28 protein-coding genes and 3 tRNA genes are annotated in these 21,009 nt (G+C 43.9%); 24 read left to right on the top strand and 7 right to left on the bottom strand.

All coding sequences use genetic code 11. The features are described 5' to 3' along the window. Window positions 1-99 precede the first annotated feature (99 nt). From uvrC to J3998_RS03685, 20 genes are all read left to right on the top strand, one after another. Window positions 100-1,950 (top strand): excinuclease ABC subunit UvrC, encoded by a 1,851-nt coding sequence (uvrC, locus tag J3998_RS03780; RefSeq protein ID WP_208148182.1) that lies wholly within the window; start codon window positions 100-102, stop codon window positions 1,948-1,950. An 89-nt stretch (window positions 1,951-2,039) separates the two neighbouring features. Next, window positions 2,040-2,621, top strand: coding sequence for a CDP-diacylglycerol--glycerol-3-phosphate 3-phosphatidyltransferase (gene pgsA / locus J3998_RS03775; RefSeq protein WP_243750577.1), 582 nt, complete (start codon window positions 2,040-2,042; stop codon window positions 2,619-2,621). Between the two features lie 116 nt (window positions 2,622-2,737). Next, window positions 2,738-2,813 (top strand) — tRNA-Gly (locus J3998_RS03770). Between the two features lie 8 nt (window positions 2,814-2,821). Continuing rightward, window positions 2,822-2,895: transfer RNA gene (locus tag J3998_RS03765), tRNA-Cys, on the top strand. Window positions 2,896-2,971: 76 nt separating this feature from the next. Continuing rightward, window positions 2,972-3,058: transfer RNA gene (locus tag J3998_RS03760), tRNA-Leu, on the top strand. 221 nt (window positions 3,059-3,279) lie between these two features. Beyond that, a complete protein-coding gene (locus J3998_RS03755) occupies window positions 3,280-4,545 on the top strand; it encodes a tyrosine-type recombinase/integrase (protein WP_208148131.1) in 1,266 nt (421 codons plus the stop codon). Between the two features lie 355 nt (window positions 4,546-4,900). After that, window positions 4,901-5,845 (top strand): hypothetical protein, encoded by a 945-nt coding sequence (locus J3998_RS03750; RefSeq protein ID WP_208148130.1) that lies wholly within the window; start codon window positions 4,901-4,903, stop codon window positions 5,843-5,845. A gap of 289 nt (window positions 5,846-6,134) precedes the next feature. Beyond that, window positions 6,135-6,560, top strand: a complete 426-nt coding sequence (locus J3998_RS03745) for a Mor transcription activator family protein (RefSeq protein ID WP_208148129.1) — start codon at window positions 6,135-6,137, stop codon at window positions 6,558-6,560. After that, entirely contained in the window at window positions 6,560-6,751 is a 192-nt protein-coding gene (locus tag J3998_RS03740; RefSeq protein WP_208148128.1) for a helix-turn-helix transcriptional regulator, read from the top strand. The genes J3998_RS03745 and J3998_RS03740 overlap by 1 nt, the downstream gene beginning before the upstream one ends. 42 nt (window positions 6,752-6,793) lie before the next feature. Continuing rightward, the gene (locus J3998_RS03735; RefSeq protein WP_208148127.1) at window positions 6,794-7,420 is read left to right on the top strand and encodes a hypothetical protein; all 627 of its coding nucleotides are present in this window, start codon (window positions 6,794-6,796) and stop codon (window positions 7,418-7,420) included. Then, complete coding sequence (locus J3998_RS03730) at window positions 7,420-7,686, top strand: hypothetical protein (RefSeq protein WP_208148126.1); 267 nt, start codon at window positions 7,420-7,422, stop codon at window positions 7,684-7,686. The genes J3998_RS03735 and J3998_RS03730 overlap by 1 nt, the downstream gene beginning before the upstream one ends. Continuing rightward, on the top strand, window positions 7,686-8,186 hold the full coding sequence (locus J3998_RS03725; RefSeq protein ID WP_208148125.1) for a hypothetical protein: 501 nt from the start codon (window positions 7,686-7,688) through the stop codon (window positions 8,184-8,186). The genes J3998_RS03730 and J3998_RS03725 overlap by 1 nt, the downstream gene beginning before the upstream one ends. Then, complete coding sequence (locus J3998_RS03720) at window positions 8,168-8,446, top strand: PriCT-2 domain-containing protein (protein ID WP_208148124.1); 279 nt, start codon at window positions 8,168-8,170, stop codon at window positions 8,444-8,446. Before J3998_RS03725 ends, J3998_RS03720 begins: the two co-directional genes overlap by 19 nt. Beyond that, window positions 8,443-9,036, top strand: coding sequence for a helix-turn-helix domain-containing protein (locus J3998_RS03715; protein ID WP_208148123.1), 594 nt, complete (start codon window positions 8,443-8,445; stop codon window positions 9,034-9,036). The genes J3998_RS03720 and J3998_RS03715 overlap by 4 nt, the downstream gene beginning before the upstream one ends. A gap of 11 nt (window positions 9,037-9,047) precedes the next feature. Further along, on the top strand, window positions 9,048-9,491 hold the full coding sequence (locus J3998_RS03710) for a hypothetical protein (protein ID WP_208148122.1): 444 nt from the start codon (window positions 9,048-9,050) through the stop codon (window positions 9,489-9,491). 225 nt (window positions 9,492-9,716) lie between these two features. Beyond that, window positions 9,717-10,235, top strand: a complete 519-nt coding sequence (locus tag J3998_RS03705) for a single-stranded DNA-binding protein (protein WP_208148121.1) — start codon at window positions 9,717-9,719, stop codon at window positions 10,233-10,235. Window positions 10,236-10,248: 13 nt separating this feature from the next. Beyond that, on the top strand, window positions 10,249-11,037 hold the full coding sequence (locus J3998_RS03700; RefSeq protein WP_208148120.1) for a hypothetical protein: 789 nt from the start codon (window positions 10,249-10,251) through the stop codon (window positions 11,035-11,037). A 41-nt stretch (window positions 11,038-11,078) separates the two neighbouring features. Further along, window positions 11,079-11,582: a siphovirus Gp157 family protein gene (locus J3998_RS03695; RefSeq protein WP_208148119.1), complete on the top strand. Its 504-nt coding sequence runs from the start codon at window positions 11,079-11,081 to the stop codon at window positions 11,580-11,582. Between the two features lie 8 nt (window positions 11,583-11,590). After that, complete coding sequence (locus J3998_RS03690) at window positions 11,591-11,854, top strand: hypothetical protein (protein WP_208148118.1); 264 nt, start codon at window positions 11,591-11,593, stop codon at window positions 11,852-11,854. Next, complete coding sequence (locus J3998_RS03685) at window positions 11,844-12,215, top strand: RusA family crossover junction endodeoxyribonuclease (protein ID WP_208148117.1); 372 nt, start codon at window positions 11,844-11,846, stop codon at window positions 12,213-12,215. Before J3998_RS03690 ends, J3998_RS03685 begins: the two co-directional genes overlap by 11 nt. A gap of 297 nt (window positions 12,216-12,512) precedes the next feature. Here the strand turns inward: J3998_RS03685 and J3998_RS03680 are convergent, their stop codons facing one another. Both J3998_RS03680 and J3998_RS03675 read right to left on the bottom strand, forming a co-directional pair. Continuing rightward, a complete protein-coding gene (locus J3998_RS03680) occupies window positions 12,513-12,848 on the bottom strand; it encodes a type II toxin-antitoxin system HicB family antitoxin (protein WP_208148116.1) in 336 nt (111 codons plus the stop codon). Then, window positions 12,845-13,099 carry a type II toxin-antitoxin system HicA family toxin gene (locus J3998_RS03675; RefSeq protein WP_208148115.1) on the bottom strand — a complete coding sequence of 85 codons (255 nt, stop codon included), beginning with the start codon at window positions 13,097-13,099 and terminating at the stop codon, window positions 12,845-12,847. Before J3998_RS03675 ends, J3998_RS03680 begins: the two co-directional genes overlap by 4 nt. A 384-nt stretch (window positions 13,100-13,483) precedes the next feature. On the opposite strand from J3998_RS03675, the gene J3998_RS03670 reads away from it, so the two are divergent. Both J3998_RS03670 and J3998_RS03665 read left to right on the top strand, forming a co-directional pair. Further along, the gene (locus tag J3998_RS03670) at window positions 13,484-14,431 is read left to right on the top strand and encodes an ABC transporter substrate-binding protein (RefSeq protein WP_208148114.1); all 948 of its coding nucleotides are present in this window, start codon (window positions 13,484-13,486) and stop codon (window positions 14,429-14,431) included. Between the two features lie 231 nt (window positions 14,432-14,662). Then, window positions 14,663-15,292, top strand: coding sequence for a DsbA family protein (locus J3998_RS03665; RefSeq protein ID WP_208148113.1), 630 nt, complete (start codon window positions 14,663-14,665; stop codon window positions 15,290-15,292). A gap of 25 nt (window positions 15,293-15,317) precedes the next feature. On the opposite strand, the gene J3998_RS03660 is transcribed toward J3998_RS03665, so the two are convergent. The 5 genes from J3998_RS03660 to J3998_RS03640 all read right to left on the bottom strand — a co-directional run bounded on the left by J3998_RS03660 (window position 15,318) and on the right by J3998_RS03640 (window position 19,391). Further along, on the bottom strand, window positions 15,318-15,527 hold the full coding sequence (locus J3998_RS03660) for a hypothetical protein (RefSeq protein WP_208148112.1): 210 nt from the start codon (window positions 15,525-15,527) through the stop codon (window positions 15,318-15,320). Between the two features lie 83 nt (window positions 15,528-15,610). Further along, window positions 15,611-17,323, bottom strand: a complete 1,713-nt coding sequence (locus J3998_RS03655) for a methyl-accepting chemotaxis protein (RefSeq protein WP_208148111.1) — start codon at window positions 17,321-17,323, stop codon at window positions 15,611-15,613. 244 nt (window positions 17,324-17,567) lie between these two features. Then, window positions 17,568-17,813, bottom strand: a complete 246-nt coding sequence (locus J3998_RS03650; RefSeq protein WP_208148110.1) for a hypothetical protein — start codon at window positions 17,811-17,813, stop codon at window positions 17,568-17,570. Window positions 17,814-17,823: 10 nt separating this feature from the next. After that, complete coding sequence (dapE, locus tag J3998_RS03645; RefSeq protein ID WP_208148109.1) at window positions 17,824-18,957, bottom strand: succinyl-diaminopimelate desuccinylase; 1,134 nt, start codon at window positions 18,955-18,957, stop codon at window positions 17,824-17,826. Between the two features lie 83 nt (window positions 18,958-19,040). After that, on the bottom strand, window positions 19,041-19,391 hold the full coding sequence (locus J3998_RS03640; protein WP_208148108.1) for an arsenate reductase: 351 nt from the start codon (window positions 19,389-19,391) through the stop codon (window positions 19,041-19,043). A 234-nt stretch (window positions 19,392-19,625) separates the two neighbouring features. On the opposite strand from J3998_RS03640, the gene J3998_RS03635 reads away from it, so the two are divergent. Then, entirely contained in the window at window positions 19,626-20,525 is a 900-nt protein-coding gene (locus tag J3998_RS03635) for a DapH/DapD/GlmU-related protein (protein ID WP_208148107.1), read from the top strand. Window positions 20,526-20,614: 89 nt separating this feature from the next. Further along, window positions 20,615-21,004, top strand: coding sequence for a VOC family protein (locus J3998_RS03630; protein WP_208148106.1), 390 nt, complete (start codon window positions 20,615-20,617; stop codon window positions 21,002-21,004). Window positions 21,005-21,009 lie beyond the last annotated feature (5 nt).

The raw sequence follows: 21,009 nt of genomic DNA, 5'->3' as shown, positions 1-21,009 counted from the left end.
AGAGATTCGCTATAATATTGTGTTTCGCATTTTAACCTTTAATCATCTATGACCCAAGCCAAGAGCACGCAGAATCCGCCAAAACAGCCTGAAGACATTATGGAAGACAACGAAACGAGCAATGAAAGCACGGCACGGTTTGATATTGATGACTTCCTTAAGCATCTTACTCAGCGTCCGGGCGTATATCGCATGTTGGATAAGGATCAGCAGATTATCTACGTTGGCAAGGCAAAAAACTTAAAAAGAAGGGTTAGCAGTTATTTTAAAAAGCGTCACGACGACATTAAAACGGCCAAAATGGTCGAGCAGATCGCTCGTGTTGAAGTCACTATTACCGATACCGAATCGGAAGCCTATATACTCGAAAGTACGCTGATTAAACGCCATAAGCCGAAATACAATATTCTGTTTCGCGATGACAAATCTTACCCATATATCTTTGTTTCTACGGCAAAAGAATATCCTGCATTGAGTTTTCACCGTGGAGTGAAGAGACGTAAAGGTGAATATTACGGGCCTTTTCCAAATGCGTCGGCGGTGCATCACACCTTGCATGCTTTACAGAAGATTTTTCCGGTGCGTCAGTGTGCCGAAAGCGTTTTTCAACACCGTTCGCGACCTTGTTTGCAGTACCAAATTAAACGCTGTTCCGGCCCTTGCATTGAGGGTTTAGTCACCGATGCCGATTATCAGCGCGATGTGCGCCATACCTTGATGTTTTTGGAAGGGAAAAGTTTTCAGGTAATCGATGAACTTGGCAAGCAGATGGAGCAGGCTTCCGAGCAATTAGAGTTTGAGACAGCTGCGATGTTCCGAGACCGGATATCCGCGCTACGTTCGATTCAATCACAACACCTGATCAATCAACCGGGTAATCGCGATATTGATGTTTTGGCAGTGGCTGTAAACGGAAATCAGGTCTGTTTATGTTTAATGATGTATCGTGCCGGTAATCTTTGGGGCAGCGAAACCTATTACCCGAAACTGGTTGCCGGTTCGTCTGAAGAAGAGATTCTGAGCGCGTTTATCTTGCAGCATTATCAAGAACACCCGTCACCGCATACAATTTTATTGGAGCAGAGCTTGGCTGAACAATCGGCAATTCAAGCATTGTTATTGGAAAAGTATCAGCGCCGTACCGGTTTTAAACAGCCGAAATTGCAAACTGATAAGAGTCTTTTTTCTTTAGCGAAAACCAATGCTGAAGCCGGTTTAAAACAGCATCTAACACAAAAGAGTAACCAGCAACAGCGTTTACAGGCGTTGCAGGAAGTGCTGGCTTTGGCTGAAGTACCGGAGCATATGGAATGTTTTGATATCAGTCATACCCAAGGTGAAATGACGATTGCCAGCTGCGTGGTCTTTAAAGAGGGCGTTCCAAGTAACCGGGACTATCGAAAGTTTAATATCGAAGGGATTACGCCGGGAGATGATTATGCGGCAATGCATCAGGTATTAAGTCGACGATACGCACGTTTAAAACAGGAAAATGCAAACTTCCCAAGTTTAATTGTTATTGACGGTGGCAAAGGGCAGCTAAATCAAGCGGTTGATGTTTTAAAGTCTTTGCAACTCGATTTTCTGCCTTTGGTGTCGGTCGCGAAGGGTGAAGGGCGCAAAGCTGGTTTAGAAGTTCTGTACACGCCATATAATATGGAGGGCATTGACCTTTCTGATGAAGATATCGCATTGCATCTAATTAACCATATCCGTGATGAAGCGCATCGTTTTGCGATTACCTCGCATCGTAAAAAACGTAATAAAGCCCTGACGCATTCACGATTGGAAGATATTCCCGGAATAGGCCCAAAAACCCGTAAATCCTTACTGGTACATTTTGGTGGTTTAAATGAAGTTAAAAATGCTGCTGTTAATGAGTTACAAAAAGTAAAAGGCGTTAGCCAAGATAAAGCACAGGCAATTTATGATTTCTTTCATGGGGAATAAGCGCCAGCAGACTTGCTTTTAATAAAGAGCCGTTCGGCAAAATATGTTAGTATTTTGCATTATTCCAAACTCTAGAATTAAGATAACTAATGAATTTGCAATCCTTGCCAATGATGATGACTTGGAGTCGAGTCATTCTAATACCAGTATTTTTAATCTGTTACTACGCGCCCATTGAAGACGCTCGTTTCTGGGGGGCTTTGGCATTTATGGTTGCCGCCATCACGGATTGGTTTGACGGCTACCTGGCGCGTAAGCTTGGTTCGTCGAGTAAGCTTGGAGCCTTCTTGGATCCGGTAGCCGACAAGTTAATTGTGGCAGCAGCACTGATTGTGGTTGCGGCAGAATACAACGATAATCTTTTGGTCATTATTTCTGCGGTTATTATTATGATGCGCGAAGTAGCGATTTCAGCGCTTCGTGAATGGATGGCGGAAAATAATGCTCGTGATGTGGTGGCAGTGTCTTCATTAGGTAAAGTCAAAACCGCTTCACAACTAGCAGCTTTAACTTGGTTGTTATACGGCGGTGAACTTTGGGGTATTAACTGGGGTGAACTTGGCTTCCCGATGCTGTATTTTGCTGCGGCATTAACATTGATTACTTGGGTGCAATATACCAAGGCGGCATTGCCACAAATCATTGAATCAACTAAAGAAGAAAATTCATAAATCATTGATATTATTGAATCTAAATCGACGTATGAGGGGATACTAAAAAAGTCGTAAAAAATTGCAGTAAATTGCTTGACCTTTTACGCTCAACCCCTATAATACGCCGCATTCAAGCGGGAATAGCTCAGCTGGTAGAGCGCAACCTTGCCAAGGTTGAGGTCGCGAGTTCGAACCTCGTTTCCCGCTCCAAAAAATATGGCGCGATGGCAGAGTGGCTATGCAGCGGATTGCAAATCCGTGGACCTCGGTTCGACTCCGGGTCGCGCCTCCATATTATTTCATTCACAATATCTAAATTGTGAATTACTCAGTAAAGCAATTCTTCATTAGACTTTACTGAACACCATGCCCAGGTGGCGAAATTGGTAGACGCAGGGGACTTAAAATCCCCCGGTGGAAACACTGTGCCGGTTCGACTCCGGCCCTGGGCACCATTCTTACGTTTCAGCAAGTTTCAAATCATTCCAAATACCCCATTCAAACCCTTCTCTATACGTCGTTTCAGCGTTTTAGTTGTTTCACAGTGTTTCACGTTGTACCATAAAAGCGCAGGATTTTAGGGGGTAAAAAGTGGGGTAAATTTCTAACCCCAATTCAATTAACCCCCCTTATTTACCCCATTTTCACTAATTCCACCGTTATTAGGGGGTTAGCAATGGCGCTTACCGATACCAAAATCAGAAAGACCAAACCCACCGGTAAAGTTCAAAAGTTATCGGACGGCGGCGGCTTGCGCTTGGAAATCACTAAGGCCGGTACCAAGGTTTTCAAATACCGCTTTAAGATGGACGGAAAAGACTCAGATCACACGATAGGCGAATACCCTGCAATTAGCCTACTGGAAGCTCGAACACTTAGAGACGAAGCACGCCAACTGGTTAAGGCCGGTATTAATCCGAATGACCATAAGCGCCACCAAAAGCAACAAATTGCAGAACAAGCGGCAAGGCAACAGGCCGAAAGTGATTTGATGACCTTTTCCCTGTTATTGGATGAGTTCTACACCCATAAGACTAAAAGCTATGGTGACCGCAAACCAGAATGGGCATTAAGCACCTACCAAAAGCATAAGCTTAGATTTGAAAAGCACGTTTTGCCACTGCTTGGCACTGTGCCGGTTGTGCAGATCAACGAGCAACAGCTAGAAGATTGTCTGTTAAGAATCCAAGAGCACGGCACCCTAGAGAATCGGGATAAGGTCTACAGCGTGTTTAAGCTGTTATTTGAGTATGCCAAGGGAAAACGCTACATAGACCGCGACCCTGCCTTATACATTTCACGGGCGCTATTCGTTAAACACGTTGCCAAGCAGTTAAAGCACGTTACCACCCCCAAAGAACTAAAAACCGTTCTCAGTAAACTGGACGCCATGCGCGGTACTTTCGAGGTATTAAGCTGTTTACGGCTTGGGCTTCACGTTTTCCTTAGACCGAGCGAATTAGTGGCAATGCGTTGGGATGAAGTCGATTTCAAAGCCAAGGAAATACACCGCATAACCACCAAGGGAGACCAAACAGGGGAGGGCAAAATAATCATTATTCCAATGAGCCGCCAAGTTGAAACGATGCTCAATGAGTTGTATGCCCTGACTGGTGAAACCCCGTATGTATTCAAATCGCCAATGACCAACAGCCATATTACAAGCGGTTCGATAAACAAGAATGTAAGGGATAACGGCCTCAATACGCTGATAGTTCCCCACGGCTTTAGGCATACAGCTAGCACCATGCTAAACGAGATAGGCTTTAACGCCGATGAAATCGAACTGCAATTAAATCACGTTATCGGGGGCGTTCGGGGCGTGTATAACAAGGCTCAGAAACTCGAACAACGCCGCAAAATGCTCCAACATTGGAGCGACTACCTAGACGGAATCAAAGCCGGTGGCGATGTTATCCCAATTAATCGAGGAACGGCGTAACGGTGATTAATTTAGGCGGGATTTAGCGGTTAATTCCGGTTATTACTGGTACCGGAGAAACTAACAGCGCTTATAGTTGGCGGTAATTTGTGCCAGATACGGAAGAAAATAGCGGCGGTTGTAGTTGGCACTAATTTGTGTCTACTTCCGGAGAAATTAGTTTGAGCTCGAATGATGCCTTAATTTCTGTCTGGTACCGGAGAAACTAACAGCGCTTATAGTTGGCGGTAATTTAAGCCGTATACAGAACATTATTGGCATGGTCTAGGGCAGATCACCCGAAAAGGCGGACTATCCACCCGCCCCAGACCGTGCCACCTTATTCAGTAGTGGAGAGGTCGGGAGGCCGTGCAAAATGAAATCTCTTGGGCTTGAAAGACCTTATTACAGCCTTGAAGAAGTGGCGAAAATATTAAGTAAGTACGACCTTGTAGGAGCGGTAACGGTTGAAGACGTGCGATATCTTGCAGAGCAGGGAGTATTTAATGTAGTCGCAAGCGTTACAAGTGATTTTTTTATGGTTGTTAATGCGTCTCAGATGGATGAAAACCGCTTTATATTTTCCAAATTAAAAGACATTCAGAACACAGCAAGAAGACACTACAACAGCCTAGAAGATTCAGATAAGGCCTATTTTCTGGATATGTATCGAGCCTATATAAAGCCGATTCATAAAGGCTTATCGTTTGTAAAGAACGTTACTTATTCAAAGCCATTTATTAAGCACGGCTTAGAGATTTCAGAAATAAATCTGACACCAATCAAAGCAGAAAGGCTTGAAAATTCAGAGGGATGGGGGGAGCCTTTCATTATAGGTAGTGTATTCAATAAAGAGCCGTTTACAGCATATGGAACGCCAAAGAGTACGGACGGCTTCATAATCGAGGCACACGAAACAGGCGCTTATTATTTACAGAATGGGCAGGCCTGTTTTATTCCGATAGAGCCTACTATTTTCGACATTGAGAACGGTCGCTTTTTTTGGAATTATGAAGCGATGAAACAACAATCAAAAAGCGCTGATTTATTTATTAGCCGTGAAGAAGTGGCCGCCTATCTTGAAGCACCAACATCCACCGATCAGCAGACAGATACGCCCCCATACCTTGACCCAAACAGCCCGATTTACGCCCCCGATATTGATTTAGCGATTCAAGCGCATAAAGCGGCATTTATCGACAATGTAGCCCACCAAAGCGTTAAGGGTATGACTGACTGGTTGATGAATAAAAAAGGCATTGAATCAACAACCCGAGCCGGACGAATAGCCATAACTGCAAACCCAAATAAACGTAATTAATTCAACTTTTTACTAACACCTGTTAAAGCCCCTAATCATGGGGCTTTTTTCGTTTTAACTCCCCAAAAAATAGCCTAACTGCTACCTAGGTGCTACCTGTAGGTGGCTCTCACTTTGCCAGATCAACGCGCTTTAATTACCCCCAAGCCAACACGGTACGTCACGGGGCAAATAGGGCGTTACTGGTATTTCTTCTCAAACACTTGAAATACAACCATGCCGGCACCGTTTTTACACTCTTGAAACATGGCTTGAGGCGCTTCAATTCATAGAGGTTAAAGGTGACACCGTGGCAAATATCGAAGTAGCAGGACTAACACAAGGCGAAATTAACGAGCATGAAGAGGGGTTGAAACTCTTGGCGGCAGAATACCAAGGCGTGCACTTGAAACTTTGGCCTAGACGCATCCAAGAATTTTACGAGGTAGCACTTAACGAAATCGAAAAGAGCGGCCTCAATAACGAGGATGCACAAAAGGCTTTAGCCGCTTCGATTTGCACCGCGATTTCGCTTTATATGGGTGGGAAATCCTTTTATTTACCGGCATCCAGTGGGCTTAAACAAGCCATACAGGATTTACGTATTTCCAAGGACTTTACAGGCTTTAACTACCCTGAATTAGCTAAGAAATACAGGGTTTCAGAAATGACGATTAGAACGGCAATAAAACGCCAAAAGGCACTAATGACAGAAGTAAGAAAAGGGGGACGATAATGAGCCAAGCAAAGATTATGAGACTTAAAGAAGTCATTGAAGCAACAGGGCTTTCACGCACAACGATCTACCGAAAAGTAAAGGCGGGGGAGTTCCCTCAGCGCAAGCAACTTAGCGCGCGTTCAGTGGGATGGCTTGAAAGCGATGTAACAGCGTGGATTAACCAATGCTCAAACGTTGGCGCCGCTTAAAACGGCAGTTAATGACCATTTAAATAGCTTGAAGGCAATCAGATGACAACAGCAATAAAAAACGCGCTATGTGGCTCTATGGGCTTGCATGGAACAACCAAAGCCGCTAACATTGGCGGCCTAACTAAAAATCCCAAGAGACAGAGCAAAGTCTTAAACAGTGCTTTTTTTGTGCCTAAAATCCGTGCATTTCTTTGCGCTATGGGCATGAAAAACCGTAACCGTATTTCAAAATATGGACGGGTTAATGAACAAAATAAAAGACCCCATTCGTGGGGGAATATGTTCAGTCGTCTTGGGACGATTAGTGATACCCGTCCACCTGTAAAAATCGCAGGTGGGAAAACTAAGCTAGAATCCCAAGGAGGCCACCACATGGCTAATACTTCTCAAACACGCGGTAAATTCACCCCCGCGGATTTTTCCTTTTCTATCGAACTCCCACAACACAGTTTTATTAAGCGGTTTATTGCCGTCTATTCGCCTGCTTGCGGATGGTCGCTCATGATTGAGACCGAATCCGGACAAGTTGCCACAATATGCAATCCATCTAACGGCTTTACTCGTTACTTTGAAGACCTAGACAGCCTTGCCTTATGGCTTTCTACCCAAGGCGTGCCAGAAATGAGCGTTTTCCTACCTGCTTTAAGCATGGGAGGGCGCGACTAATGAGCCGTTTAATTCAGTTTGCCGAACTCTACAACGCCAAAGAACCGCAAGACCGCCAAGAATTGGCCGAACTTAGCCGCCTTATGCTAGCTGACAACCTAACCGCAATCAGAGCGATTAGTTGCGATATTTCCGATATGTCACTGCATACCACCGCTCAACAGGTCAAAGTAAGCGACCACGCCTACCACCTAAACCGTTTAGCAATGGATAGCCGCGAACTGCTAGAGATTATTGCACCTGAATCAGAATACGAGGGGGCGTAATGGACTGGCTTAAATTTGCGGAATTAGTGCGCAAGGTGAATTTTGACGTTTTGGACGGCACGATCACCGAGGCCGAACTACAAAAGCGCATCGACAATAGAGAGCCTTTATTCACTTCTCTTGAAGAATACCAAGCGGCGTTTACCTTGCGCAAATTGGCACTTAAAGAGATTGAGGACGCGCTCACTTACACAATCATTAGCCTAGGAAAGCTACAAGGCGGCCTGAATTACGGCGCAACACATGGCAAGGATTTAAGCCTATCTGATTTGATGAATGTCATTGAGTTATCAGAGGAAGACACGAAATTTGAAATTGACCGCCTAAAGAACGCTTTACGACTGTTCCAGTTGATTGAACCGCTTAGCCAAGCCCTTGCAAGAGAGGCCGCCGTTTTGATGGATGAAGATATTTATCTAGCGGTAAAGGGGCAAATGCTCAAGAGTTTTGCGAGTTTGAAAGATGATGGGGAGGAAGCACCATGCAAAGCAAAGCACTAACTCCCCAACAGCTTGAAGGCGTTCTCGATTATACCCCGATACCGAACGACCACAACCGATTTCTAGCCATACTGACGGCGATTAAATCCGAGTTTGGTATCAGCGGTAAGACAGCCGCCCACCAATGGGCTAGACGCGCACCTAATTTCCATTCAGCGAGTTTCTCTACGACTTGGCAAAACATACAGCCGGTGGACGGTGTGAACTGTGTCGGTTTGTACTTTGAAGCTAAGGCAAACGGTTGGGAGGGGGAATTGTGAGACCTGATACACCGCCGCCGGTTGAACAGCTTGAACGAATGCTTACCTATATCCCTAGAGGGATAGACAGAGAGCAAAAAGATACGCTTTTTAGTTGTATCAGCAGAATTTACGGACGGGGCGCGCACTTGGTTGTTTTTTACTGGATTGATGACCGTGATTTTTCAGAGGTCGAATTTACGGACTACGTTTTAAACCGCCCCCAACCTGTAACACGAGCGGATTTTATGCAATTTGTAGCGATGGCAAAGGCTAACGGATGGGAGCAGATTAAGCCGAAAGACAACCCCGAGAAAACGATCATCGTAACGAAACGCCTCTTAGGGTTAAAGAAATACGAGAACTTGAGTCATGGGGCAAAGGCTTTGCTATGGGAACTTATTAACCAGTATGACGGCTCAAATAATGGTGAATTAACTGCAACGCACAAAGAACTAAAGGGGCGCGGTTGGAAGTCCAAAAACACCATTAAAAAACATCTTGATGAACTGGTTTATAGCGGCCTTGCTTTCTGCGTCAAAAGCACAAGATACGGGGAGCCGAATAACTACGGCCTAACGTGGGTAGACCGCCAACAAAGAGCAATTTAGTAGGGCACTGCATGACAAGTAAACAGGGAAATGCTAAGGGAAGAAAGGCGCACGGTGCGTTTTTTAAAATGCCGTCAAGTGTCATTAACTCAAAAAACTACCAAGGCTTAAGCGGCAATGCCGCAAAACTTTTGACTCAGATTTGTGACCAATTCAAAGGTGGGAATAACGGTGACCTACAGGCCTCTTTTAATATTTTTAAGGCCAGAGGTTGGAAGTCCCCTGTAACTCTTCAAAAGTGTATAGATGAGTTAATTAATTCTGGCTTGCTCTACAAAACCAGACAGGGATTTTTCCCTAAAACGTGCTCTTTATTTGCTGTTACATGGCTCAGAATTGATGAAAAACCCAGTTACAAATATGACCCAACAGCACGTGAATTAGTAGGCAAAACTTTAGGGATAAATCACTTAGAAAATAATAACCCCTCCTGTACAGAAACTGTATCTATCTAGCTACAGGAACTGTATCTATGGAAAGTCATCACCCGATCATAGATACAGAAACTGTACTTTAAAACGGGGTTTTTAGAGAGGTCATAGATACAGAAACTGTATATCTTCTAGTATCCATCTAGGGGGGAGAAAAAAGCTAGAGATACTAAAGTTTAGGGTAAGTGGTCATCTACTGAATTGCTACTAATCAAACTGAAATTAGTAATTGAAACGAGGATTAAAAAAATGGCTTTCATTAGCGCAAACATTCGATTAGCAAAAGAGCCTCAGAGCCGAACGACTCGAAACAACAATTTCATGGCTACCGGTTTTGGGTTTGCCAAGTTGGGGGAGGACTCCAAAGACCTAGCCTTGTCACTGGTTGCCTTTGGTGAAGTCGCTAACGAGTTAATGACCTATTCCAAGGGGGACGGCGTAAACGTGGCCGGTACGCTCAAGATCAACAGCTACACCAATCAGCAAAACCAAGAAGTGGAGCAAATGCAAATTACCCTTGAGGGGATTGCCGGTAAGAACAGCACAAAACAGGTAAGAAACGAAAATAAACAGGGGTACACGCCTCAAACACCACCAAACATGGGTAACCATAGCCAAAACCAAAACGGAGGGCATACAGGGCATTCTATGCAATCCAATCAAAACGGCTTTCACAATCCACAACACCAAGCCGCCTATCAGAATCAACAACCGCCCACGGTGAATGGCGGTTATAACGATTTTGAAGACGATGACGTGAATTTTTAGCAGGGGGTGAACGATGCAACCAACACAGCAACAATACGCAATGCAGGCCGATAATTTGGCGTTATGGGATTCAGTCAGTAAGACCGACCCTGATTTCACCAAATTCAGTAAGCAACGCGGCGGCTTTACCTCCATTGACCCGATGTACCAACTCAAGACCGCGACTAAGGTTTTCGGTCTATACGGTTCGACATGGGGACTTAAAGACATTGAGCACGATTACAGCCTAGTGGAGTCGTTAGGACTGGTAACGCTCAAGGCTGTTTTCTGGTACCCGTGGGGCGCGTTTGAAATCGGTAACGCCATTCATATTCGACAGCAAACCCGAAACGGTGAATTTGTGGACGCGGACGCACTCAAGAAACTGGAAACCAACACCCTAAGCAAGGCGCTTTCAAAGCCTGGATTCAATGCAGACGTTTACCTAGGGATGTTTGAGGACGTGCACTACACAGAGCACCGTGCGCAAGAGGCCAAGGCAGAAAAGGCCATTGACCATGAAGCGGAAAAACTCAAACAGGCACAGGCCTTTGAGTCAGAAATGGCGGATCTACTGGAACGAGTGACCGCCGCCCCCAGTATGGGAGAACTTAAGGGGCTTTATACGATGGCGGTAAGAAAGGCCAATTTGAAAAAAGCGAATCAATGGCTAATCAAACTTGAACGCGCCAAGGATAAACGCAAGGCCGAAATTGAAGCCGTAACAGACGAATCAAAACCCAATCAAGAAACGACTGATTCTAAGGCCGTACACGGCGAATTAATGTCAAATCAAGGCAATGTAACAACGGCGGCACATTAATGCCCCCACACCCTACAGAAAGACCGGAAAGGAATAAGAAAATGACCAAACTCTATGAACTAACAACCGAACTAAACGAACTGTCACACCTAGCCTTTGAAGTGGAAGACGATCAGAGTTTTGCATTAGCTATAGCCGATACGATGGAAGCCCTGCAAATGCAGTTTAACGACAAGGCAGAAGCCTTAGTAAAGGTTGCTGAAACATTGGGGGCGAACACCACCGCGATTGATGCCGAAATCAAACGCCTGCAAGCCCGTAAAAAAACCATTGTTAATCGACAGACGGCGTTAAAAGACTATTTACGCAACAACATGGAAGCCAGTGAAATCACCAAGATTGAAAGCCCGCTATTCACTATTTCACTGGTAAAAGGCCGTGCTATCTGTGAAGTAACAGACGAAGCCGCGCTACCGGATGAATACATGAGCGTTAAGACCGAAATAAAACCGGATAAGGCCGCCTTAACCAAGGCGTTAAAGGATGGGCTAGAGATTGCCGGTGCACGCCTGACAACGAGCAAACCAAGCCTAAGAATCAAGTAGGGGGCGCAATGATGACCGATAACGACCTACAAGCGATTAAAGCGGCCTGCAATGCCGCAACAAGTGAACCGATAGCACAACTATTTCAACGAGTATCACAGCTTGAAGAACATAACGCGCGGCTAGATGAACTTACCAAGGTGCTCAAAGAGCAAATCTTTATCAAGTTGGAAGAAAACAAGGCGATAGAGGGGGAGTTATTACGCACTCGAAACCGGCTTAATCTTATCGAAAGCTATCTACGTTGCGAGGGTGAAGCGATTGAGTCGTGAATACAGCTTTGTGATTGCATGGCCTCCCACGGCAAATACCTATTACCGCCGTGCCGGTACCGTGATCTATTTAAGCGCCAAGGGCAGGTTGTTTAAGAAACTGGTAGCCCAACAACTCAAAGCCCTAAATCTACATGGAGAGGGGCTTAAATGCCGATTATCGGTCACTATCGGACTCTATCCACCCAATAGACGGGCGTTTGATATTGATAACCGCGTTAAGCCGGTGCTTGATGCTTTACAGGATGGCGGTCTAATTCTGGACGATGGGCAAATAGACCGGCTAACGGTGCAACGCCACGGCAAAGACCCTGATAAGTCCGGTTATTGTGAAATTTTGCTTAGAGAAGTGAATGATTAGCTGTCATAAAAAAGGCGGCCATTCCGCAGAATTAAATCGCCTATGCCTGTGTACCGTTATGCAAAGAACTCCACAGAGTGGGTAACCCCACCTAAAAGCTAATTAAAAAGCAATCCAGCAAGCGCAGGATTGCCAGTAATGAGAAACGGGAGGCCGGACGTCCCTCCATAATGCCGAGAAGTTCACGACAATACAGCAAGTTCACAAAGTGAACGGGGTAGCGTGGACTCCGAAAATTCCCACGCCTCATTTCCCATTAAGTGCCATTCTATAGCATTTGAACAATATGGAAACGGTTTAACCTAAAACGACCTTAGACAAGCTTTCTTCAATCAATTGGTTAAGGCTTTTATTTTCAGCAACGGCAACAGCGGCAATTCTTTCGTGCAGATCAGAGGCAATGCGCACGTTAAAACGCCCTGAATATTGTTTCTTAGGCTCAATGCCTTTTTCTTTGCACATATCAAGAAAGGCGGTTAGAGATTGTCTAGCCTCAGTTTTCAAACCTTCAATATCTGAGGCGTAAAAATCCGCGCCCCCATTTAGGCCGATAAATTCACCGCGGAATAGTTCAATATCTGGGTCGTAATCAATGTGGGCTTTGTAGCCGTCAATTTCTAAAATGTTCTTCATGGTTTCACCCCGTTCAATTCAAGCCATTTCCTAACACTGGCAACCGCGCCCTTATCCGTATCTGGTGTTGGGTGGGGGCGGTGGAAAATACGCACTTCATTAAAGAGAAACACGCCAACCCGAGAGCCTTCACGTTCTTCGACTTCACCCCCGAGCGCAATAAAAAGGGATTCAATATCCTTCCACTTGATATTTGCACTAACTGGGCGCTTAAAAATTAACTCTATGGTTTTACGGTGTTTGGCTTTCATGTGATTATGGTACTAAATTGTAGTACTACTGTAAACAACTGGGTGCAGACCTTGAAAAATACCAAAAATAACCGGAATTAACCGCTAAATCCCGTCAAAAAAAACAAATGGGGGTAAAACATAGCGATTAAAAAATTTGGATTAAATGGGGTAAAAAGTGGGGTAAATTTGAGGTGTTGCTCTTCAAGCTACCTGTTTATAGGCAGGTTTGGTGCAGGCCCTGGGCACCATTTATTTATCTAAAAAATTTCATATCGCTTTTCTCATAGATCCACTGATTTTGATTTAGACTGTTTAGCAAGCACGTAGCTTGATTTCAATTAATTCTATAACAACCGCTTACTGTAATATTTTATTTGCTTACTATTGATAGGGAAGTTTATTGTGATCGGAAGAAGAGCTGCTCTAAAAAAGAGTTTGCTGGGTGTGGCTTCTCTATTCCTGCCTGCTTGTTCAGAAAAAATTCCAATAAAGGTCGGGGTTCATCCTTGGATTGGCTATGAGTCATTGCAGTTGGCTCAAGACCTTGGTTACTTCAGAAACAATATTGAACTTATTCGAAATGCAAGTGCATCGTCGACTATCGAAAGCTTGGCAAATGGTGTTCTTGATGCGGGTGCCTTAACATTGGATGAAGTGCTCACACTTCTTGATCAAGGCACTGATTTAACAATTGTTTTGGTTTTTGATATTTCTGCCGGTGCGGATAAACTTATTAGCCGCGATAGCATTAGGACATTAGGTGATCTGCGCGGCAAGCGTATTGCTTATGAAGCCAATACCGTTGGTTCGCTAATGTTACAAAAATCTTTGCAATTAGCTGGGTTACGCTTAGAGAATGTGATTCCTGTAGACGCCGCTGTTGGTGAAGAACAAGTGGCGTTATGGCGTAATGAAGTGGTTGATGCTGTGATCACCTATGAACCAACAGCGTCGCTATTAACAGCGGAATCCGGTCGAGTTTTACTTGATAGCCGAGATTTCCCAGACATGATATTTGACGTTCTTGCGGTGAGAACAGATCGGTTACCTGCTATTCAGTCACAATTAAAGCAACTTATTGCAGGGCACTTTTCCGCACTGCAATATATCAATGTTAATTACGGCGATGCGATTCACCGTATTGCTTCTCATCAAAATATTGGTTATACGGAAGTTATTCATTCCATTAAAGGGATTCGATTGCCAAATCGACAAGAAAATTGTCGCTTATTGCAACTCGGTAGCCGTCTGCATATTGCTGCTAATGAAGTACAGCAAATAATGTTAGAGAAAGGGTTGCTCAAACAATCACTAGAGATGAATCATTTAATCAGTAATCGTTTTTGCTAGCAATTCTATATGGCAACCAATTGGTGAATTTACACGTAAAGGGCAGTTGTTCGATTTACATAGTCGCCAGCAGCCTGAAATTTTTAATAACTCTCTTGTTATTCCTAGCTTCGGTTTTTATTGGCTAAGAGAGATGTAAAGCAACTAAGGCTTATTCTGCGTTTCCCTAAAATGCCTATGAAAATCCTTTCCTTGTTATGATATGCCTCACTTTAGAGGAGGAAAAACAAGATGAAAAAAACGCTGATAGGCTTAGGCGTCATGCTGGTCGTTGCGGTGATTGCAGCGACTTTTTTGCTACAAGCTGACAAAAATTCCGATTCGGATACGAATCTAATAAGGGCGCATTCACCTATTATCGGGCCGCAGGATGCTCCTGTTACTTTGGTTGAATTTATCGATCCAGCCTGCGAAGCATGCCGTGCAATGTATCCTTATGTAAAACAGATTATCAGTGAAAATCCAAATAAGATAAAACTGGTTATTCGCTATGTCGATTTTCATAAACAGTCAAAGCAGGCGATTCAAATTCTTGAAGCCTCGCGAAAACAAGGTAAATTTGCAGAGACTTTAGAGTTGATGTTGGCATTTCAACCGGTCTGGGCGCCTCATGGTCACGAGGGCGTTGATTTATGGGAAGTGATGATTCGTGGGGATTTGAATCTGGATCAAGCAAAAATCGATGCTAAGGCAGAAACAATTGATGCAGTGATTACGCAAGATGAAAAAGATCGAATCGCTTTAGGCGTCCAAAAAACACCAGGATTTTTTGTTAACGGCCAAATACTGAAGATAATGCATCCTGATGTATTAAGAGAGATGATCGAAGAACAACTTAATTCGGGCAAATTACAGGATTAAAAGACTCTGGATTGGCAGGGTGAAGTTAGTTGGCTCCTTCTTCACCTTGCTGCTCTTTTAAAACGACACCGTCTTTAACCTTAAAGAAAAAACTGCCGGCATTGTCGGTCACTTCAACAATATCCCAGCGTTTCTGAATGAACAAATCCATAATAATGTCATCCAGCCCCTTATAAGAGATTACCGGAATTTGTGTCCCTTCAGCGTCTTTAATTAAAATCGATAACATTGACATTAGTCAGCTTCCTTGCGGCTGTTTGTATGGCAAGTATTTTACGCATTTGCGCAAAAGAATGGCGTCTTTCAACGCCATATTAATCAGTGGTGGGTTAGTCGGTGTGAAGTGGCAATTTGGAACTGCTGTAGTACTTGTAAAACGTCGTGTGCTTGGCCAGACAAGCTTTCGGCCGTAGCGGAAGTCTGCTCGACAAAAGCGGCATTTTCTTGAGTTGAGCTGTCGATATTTGATATTTCATTACCGATTCTGCCAACGCTTTCAGTCTGGTGTTCTGCTAGAGAACCTACCGTATCGATAATGTCGCTGACTTCGGTTGATTTTTGGCGAATTTGGTTGAGATTGTCGGCAAGTCGGCCAACGACTTCGACACCGGATTGCGATTGTTCGACCGCTTGGTCAATCAAATGTTTGATTTCCTTGGCTGCATCCGCCGATTTTTGTGCAAGATTGCGAACTTCGCCGGCGACGACGGCAAAACCACGACCATGCTCGCCGGCACGAGCCGCTTCAACGGCAGCATTGAGCGCGAGTAAATTAGTCTGAAAAGCGATGCCGTCAATTAGGGCAACAATGTTGGTAATCTCTTCCGAGGAATCTTTAATCTGTTGCATTGATTGCAAGGAAATCCCCATTAAGTCATTGCCGGCAGAGATAAGGGCTTGTTGCTCTCTGCTTGATTGACGCGCTTCTTGTACTTTATTGCGAGTCTGCTGAACTTGTTGCATGGTTTCTTGCATAACCGAAACTGTCTGTTCAACTGAGTTAGCGGTTTGTTGAGTACGATCGGATAAACTCATCGAGGCGCTTGAAACTTCACTGGCTGAATTTGAGACCGAGCGCACCGATTGATTAATTTCTCCCATCGCATCGGCGAGATTATTGATGCTATGGTTTAAGTCATCTTTAAGTTTCAATAAATCACCGTTATAGTCTCCATTGACCATTAATGTTAAGTCACCACTCGCCATGGCTTGAAGTACTTCACCGGCTTCATGAACCATTCGAGCCAAGTTCATTTCTTGTTGTTTCTGCTCTGTGATATCCGTTGCGATTTTAATGACTTTATGAGGCAGTTGATTGTCATGCGCCACAGGAATATAAGCTGCTTGTATCCAAACTTCTTTACCATTTTTGCCAATGCGTTTAAAGCTGCCAATTTGCTCTTCACCTTGCTGTAAGGCGATCCAGAATTGTTTATATTCATTAGAAGAAGCGTATTCATTGTCTACGAACATACTGTGTTTTTGTTGACGGATTTCATCAAGATCATAATTAAGCGTGGAACAGAAATTAGCATTCGCATCAAGAATTGTTCCATCTGGGGTGAATTCAATCACCGCGTACGATTGGTCAATCGCGTGCAGTTTTGCTTCAGCTTCAATTTCTTGCTCTTTACGAACGGTGATGTCAGTAGCGAATTTAACGACTTTATATGGTTTGCCGTTTTCATCTAAAATCGGGTTATAGGTAGCTTCAATCCAAATGCGTTTATTATTTTTCCCGGTGCGCATAAATTGGCCGGAAAAAAATTCTCCTTTACGTAAGCGTTCCCAAAATTGTTGGTATTCAATTGAGTCTACCTGTTCTGGCGGCATAAAAATGGCATGTTTTTGATTTTGGATTTCAGACAATTGGTAACCAACCGTATTTAGGAAATTGTCATTGGCGGTGAGGATATTGCCTTGTAGATCGAATTCAATAATAGCCATTGAACGCTGCAAGGCATCCATTGTATTTTGCAACTGTTGTTTTTCCAGTATTGCAGCTTGGTGTTGTTTAGCGCTGACAAACATAGCTCTTCCCCCAGAACTTAAAGACATTATGTCCAGTTAAAAAGTATTATGTCGACTTAAAAGGGGGAAGCCAATAAGGGCGGTTGTGTATTGGCTAAGTAATAGAATGTGAGGGCTACTGCTTGCTGCCGAGTAAGCAAAAACTACATTGCGTTTTTTGATTGCTTTATAGCAATTCAGCAAGAGAAATGATGCCTTTTTAAGGCATTAGCAGTATGTGATATTTAAAGGATAATTTGCAAATTCAGTTTTGGTCCAAGCGCTCAACCGGAAATAAACTATCAAACACAAAACCAATGCCGTAGACAAAGACAAATATCAGCACAAAAACAATCAGGATTGAACGCGCTGTTTTATTCTCGATAAACTTCTCTCGCCATTTTTCCGATTTGACCAACGGCCAAACGAAATACAGGAAAATGCCGAGAGCGAGAACTTGTAAAGCGATAAGAAAATATTGAACACCAGCCGGTAAATCGGTTTCTTGCATAAAAATCCCTTTATTTCGCTAACAGGTTAATCATGGTTTGGTAGTAAATATCAGTCAGTTTATTCAAATCGGAAACACTAACACATTCATTAACTTTGTGGATGGTGTCATTCAGTGGACCGAGTTCAATGGTCTGTGCACCGGTCGGAGCAATAAAGCGTCCGTCTGAAGTACCGCCGCCAGTAGAAAGTTCCGGTTGATAACCGACGATGGCATCACAAGCCTGTTTAATTGCTTGGATCAGTTCACCGTCACCTTCTGTGATAAACGGGTTGCCAGAGAGATTCCATTCCAAATCATAATCTAAATTATGGTGGTCAAGAATAGCATGTACGCTCTCTTGTAAACTCTCTGCAGTGTGCTCCGTTGAGAAACGGAAATTGAACAGCATTTCTACCTGACCGGGAATTACGTTAGTTGTCCCCGTTCCGGCATGAATATTGGAGATCTGGAAAGAGGTCGGTGGAAAATATTCATTGCCGTGATCCCAACCTACATTAACAAGCTGTTCTAGAGCCGGCGCGAGATTGTGAATCGGATTATCGGCTAAGTCCGGATAGGCAATATGCCCCTGAATCCCTTTAACCGTTAGTTTGCCGTTTAAAGAGCCGCGGCGCCCGTTCTTAATGGAGTCTGCCAATTTAGTTGAACTGGAAGGTTCGCCAACAATACAGTATTCAAATTTCTCACTGCGTTCTTCAAGCGTTTCAATAACCTTAAGCGTACCATTTACGGCAGGACCTTCTTCATCACTGGTAATTAAATAAGCGATAGAGCCCTTGTGGTCAGGGTAAGCTTCGACAAAACGTTTGGTCGCTGCCATAAAACAGGCGATCGAACTTTTCATGTCTGCTGTGCCACGACCATACATCATGTCACCTTCAATATGCGCCGAAAAAGGAGGGTAAGTCCATTCATTTTCAGGGCCGGTTGGCACGACATCGGTATGACCGGCAAAAACCAAACACGGACTTTCGCTACCGCGGCGAGACCATAAATTTGTGACTTCAGCGAACGGCATAGATTCGTTATTGAAACCTAACGGACTAAGGTAATCGGCGATCAATTGTTGACAACCTTTGTCGTCAGGGGTAACCGAATCGATACGAATTAAGGCTTGGGCTAAATCAATGGTTTCGCTCATGAGATTTCTCTATTTTACTTTTCGTTTAGTAAACGGCTATTTTACGTGTAACTGTTCTACTTTAGAACAAGGTATGATTGATACTAGATAATTTGTTGGTATTCAGCTTCTTTGAACCCGAATAAGACAGTATCGCCTGTTTGCAGCACCGGTCGTTTAATTAGGGTTGGTTGCTCGACCAAAAGGGCGAGTGCATCATCGGTTGCAGTATCAGAACTTAATAATGCCTTTTGTGAGCCATCAAGACCACGCCAGCTGGTGCTTCGCTTATTGACTACGACTGAAAAGTCAGCGAATTTAAGCCATTCTTGAACGGTTTCTATGCTTAAACCGTCTTTACGAAAGTCGATGAATTCAAAATTACATTGCTTGTTTTCCAGAAACTTTCGCGCTTTACGAACTGTATCGCAATTACTTATGCCATAGATTTTCATTAACAACTCCAGTCAAAATTATACAGGCGCAATTATAGCGGTTTAACTTACGGAAACACAGAATAAGTCCCCATTGACTTCAGCGATGAGTTTGAAGAGGTAAATTCTAGGCAGCGTTTGATAAGCATAGCCTTAGGTTTTGTGTCATAGCTTTGTATCTATTTGTGCAAGAGGGTATACTTCTGTTTTTAAAATTTTCATCCGCATTTCATCCATTTTTAGAGAGAAAGAATTATGACCATTAAGCGAATTGGCCACCGTTATACCGATGCTAACTCTGGTGCAACCCTAGATGTTTGGTTCCCGCGTTCTAATAAAGAAATCGCACGTAATTGCTTGGCACTTAAAGCCGGTATTATCAAAAGCGATTTTGTTACCGTAGAAATCAAATCAGTTGACGCTGCGCCACAATCAGCAGAAGAGGCTTACCTTCGCTTACACCTACTTTCTGAATGTGCGTACAAACCACATGAAATTAATCTGGATGGCGTATTCGGCCTATTAAGCAATGTTGCATGGACTAATGCTGGGCCATGTCTACCAGCTGAAGTGGAAAATCTGCGTGAAGCCATTCAGGAAGAACCAATTCAATTAATGATTACTTCAATCGACAAATTCCCGCGTATGGTCGACTATGTGGTTCCGGAAGGCGTACGTATTGGTGATGCCGATCGTGTGCGTCTAGGTGCTCACTTGGCATCTGGTACGACTATCATGCATGAAGGTTTTGTAAACTTTAATGCCGGTACGCTTGGCCATTCAATGGTTGAAGGCCGTATTTCAGCGGGTGTCGTGGTTGATGATCACACGGATATCGGTGGCGGTGCTTCCATTATGGGAACGCTATCCGGTGGCGGCAAGCAAGTTATCTCAATGGGACAACGTAATCTGCTAGGTGCAAACGCAGGTTTAGGTATTTCTCTTGGTGATGACTGTATCGTTGAATCTGGTCTATACCTAACCGCGGGGACAAAAGTTGAAATGCCTGACGGTTCGGTTGTTTCAGCACGTGATTTGTCTGGTCAGAACAAGCTACTATTCCGTCGCCACAGCCAGACAGGTAAGGTTCAGGCTATTATGACTGACGGTACACTATGGGGTGGCTTGAACTCGGAGTTGCACAAAAACGACTAAGATTGTCTAAACGATTTTATTGTTTTGTACAAAACCCAGAGCAGATTAAATCGCTCTGGGTTTTTTATTGATTTCTTAGAGGGATAAAGATGACAGCATTAAATACTTCTCAGGTACTGGGAATAGATCATGTCAGTTTGATTGTTCATGACAGTCAGCAAGCACAACAGTTTTATCAATCTATACTTGGGCTTGAAGTACAGCAAAGACCGGATTTGGGTTTTCCAGGCGTATGGTTGAATCTTGGCGCAGGGCAAGCACTGCATCTTTTGGAAGTTTCTCGCCAACACATTGATGCTCAGATATTGCCGAGTCATGGTGGCCGTGATTTTCATTTTGCATTGCGAGTCAAAGAGTTAGCGCCGTTTATTGAAAGATTGAATGATCATGAAATTGACTACACTAAGAGCAAATCAGGGCGTCAGGCACTGTTCTTTCGTGACCCGGATGGTAATGCGATTGAGCTAACGCAGGTATAAAAAAC

The sequence above is a fragment of the Thiomicrorhabdus marina genome, from assembly GCF_017571465.1.
In the GTDB taxonomy this organism is placed as follows: Bacteria; Pseudomonadota; Gammaproteobacteria; order Thiomicrospirales; family Thiomicrospiraceae; genus Thiomicrorhabdus; species Thiomicrorhabdus marina.
This window is presented reverse-complemented; position numbering and strand designations above follow the sequence as displayed.

Coding starts and splice junctions, on each gene's coding strand:
- uvrC (WP_208148182.1), top strand. CDS start 100: ATGGAAGACAACGAAACGAGCAATGAAAGCACGGCACGGTTTGATATT.
- pgsA (WP_243750577.1), top strand. CDS start 2,040: ATGAATTTGCAATCCTTGCCAATGATGATGACTTGGAGTCGAGTCATT.
- J3998_RS03755 (WP_208148131.1), top strand. CDS start 3,280: ATGGCGCTTACCGATACCAAAATCAGAAAGACCAAACCCACCGGTAAA.
- J3998_RS03750 (WP_208148130.1), top strand. CDS start 4,901: ATGAAATCTCTTGGGCTTGAAAGACCTTATTACAGCCTTGAAGAAGTG.
- J3998_RS03740 (WP_208148128.1), top strand. CDS start 6,560: ATGAGCCAAGCAAAGATTATGAGACTTAAAGAAGTCATTGAAGCAACA.
- J3998_RS03735 (WP_208148127.1), top strand. CDS start 6,794: ATGACAACAGCAATAAAAAACGCGCTATGTGGCTCTATGGGCTTGCAT.
- J3998_RS03730 (WP_208148126.1), top strand. CDS start 7,420: ATGAGCCGTTTAATTCAGTTTGCCGAACTCTACAACGCCAAAGAACCG.
- J3998_RS03725 (WP_208148125.1), top strand. CDS start 7,686: ATGGACTGGCTTAAATTTGCGGAATTAGTGCGCAAGGTGAATTTTGAC.
- J3998_RS03720 (WP_208148124.1), top strand. CDS start 8,168: ATGCAAAGCAAAGCACTAACTCCCCAACAGCTTGAAGGCGTTCTCGAT.
- J3998_RS03710 (WP_208148122.1), top strand. CDS start 9,048: ATGACAAGTAAACAGGGAAATGCTAAGGGAAGAAAGGCGCACGGTGCG.
- J3998_RS03705 (WP_208148121.1), top strand. CDS start 9,717: ATGGCTTTCATTAGCGCAAACATTCGATTAGCAAAAGAGCCTCAGAGC.
- J3998_RS03700 (WP_208148120.1), top strand. CDS start 10,249: ATGCAACCAACACAGCAACAATACGCAATGCAGGCCGATAATTTGGCG.
- J3998_RS03695 (WP_208148119.1), top strand. CDS start 11,079: ATGACCAAACTCTATGAACTAACAACCGAACTAAACGAACTGTCACAC.
- J3998_RS03690 (WP_208148118.1), top strand. CDS start 11,591: ATGATGACCGATAACGACCTACAAGCGATTAAAGCGGCCTGCAATGCC.
- J3998_RS03680 (WP_208148116.1), bottom strand. CDS start 12,848: ATGAAGAACATTTTAGAAATTGACGGCTACAAAGCCCACATTGATTAC.
- J3998_RS03675 (WP_208148115.1), bottom strand. CDS start 13,099: ATGAAAGCCAAACACCGTAAAACCATAGAGTTAATTTTTAAGCGCCCA.
- J3998_RS03665 (WP_208148113.1), top strand. CDS start 14,663: ATGAAAAAAACGCTGATAGGCTTAGGCGTCATGCTGGTCGTTGCGGTG.
- J3998_RS03660 (WP_208148112.1), bottom strand. CDS start 15,527: ATGTCAATGTTATCGATTTTAATTAAAGACGCTGAAGGGACACAAATT.
- J3998_RS03655 (WP_208148111.1), bottom strand. CDS start 17,323: ATGTTTGTCAGCGCTAAACAACACCAAGCTGCAATACTGGAAAAACAA.
- J3998_RS03650 (WP_208148110.1), bottom strand. CDS start 17,813: ATGCAAGAAACCGATTTACCGGCTGGTGTTCAATATTTTCTTATCGCT.
- dapE (WP_208148109.1), bottom strand. CDS start 18,957: ATGAGCGAAACCATTGATTTAGCCCAAGCCTTAATTCGTATCGATTCG.
- J3998_RS03640 (WP_208148108.1), bottom strand. CDS start 19,391: ATGAAAATCTATGGCATAAGTAATTGCGATACAGTTCGTAAAGCGCGA.
- J3998_RS03635 (WP_208148107.1), top strand. CDS start 19,626: ATGACCATTAAGCGAATTGGCCACCGTTATACCGATGCTAACTCTGGT.
- J3998_RS03630 (WP_208148106.1), top strand. CDS start 20,615: ATGACAGCATTAAATACTTCTCAGGTACTGGGAATAGATCATGTCAGT.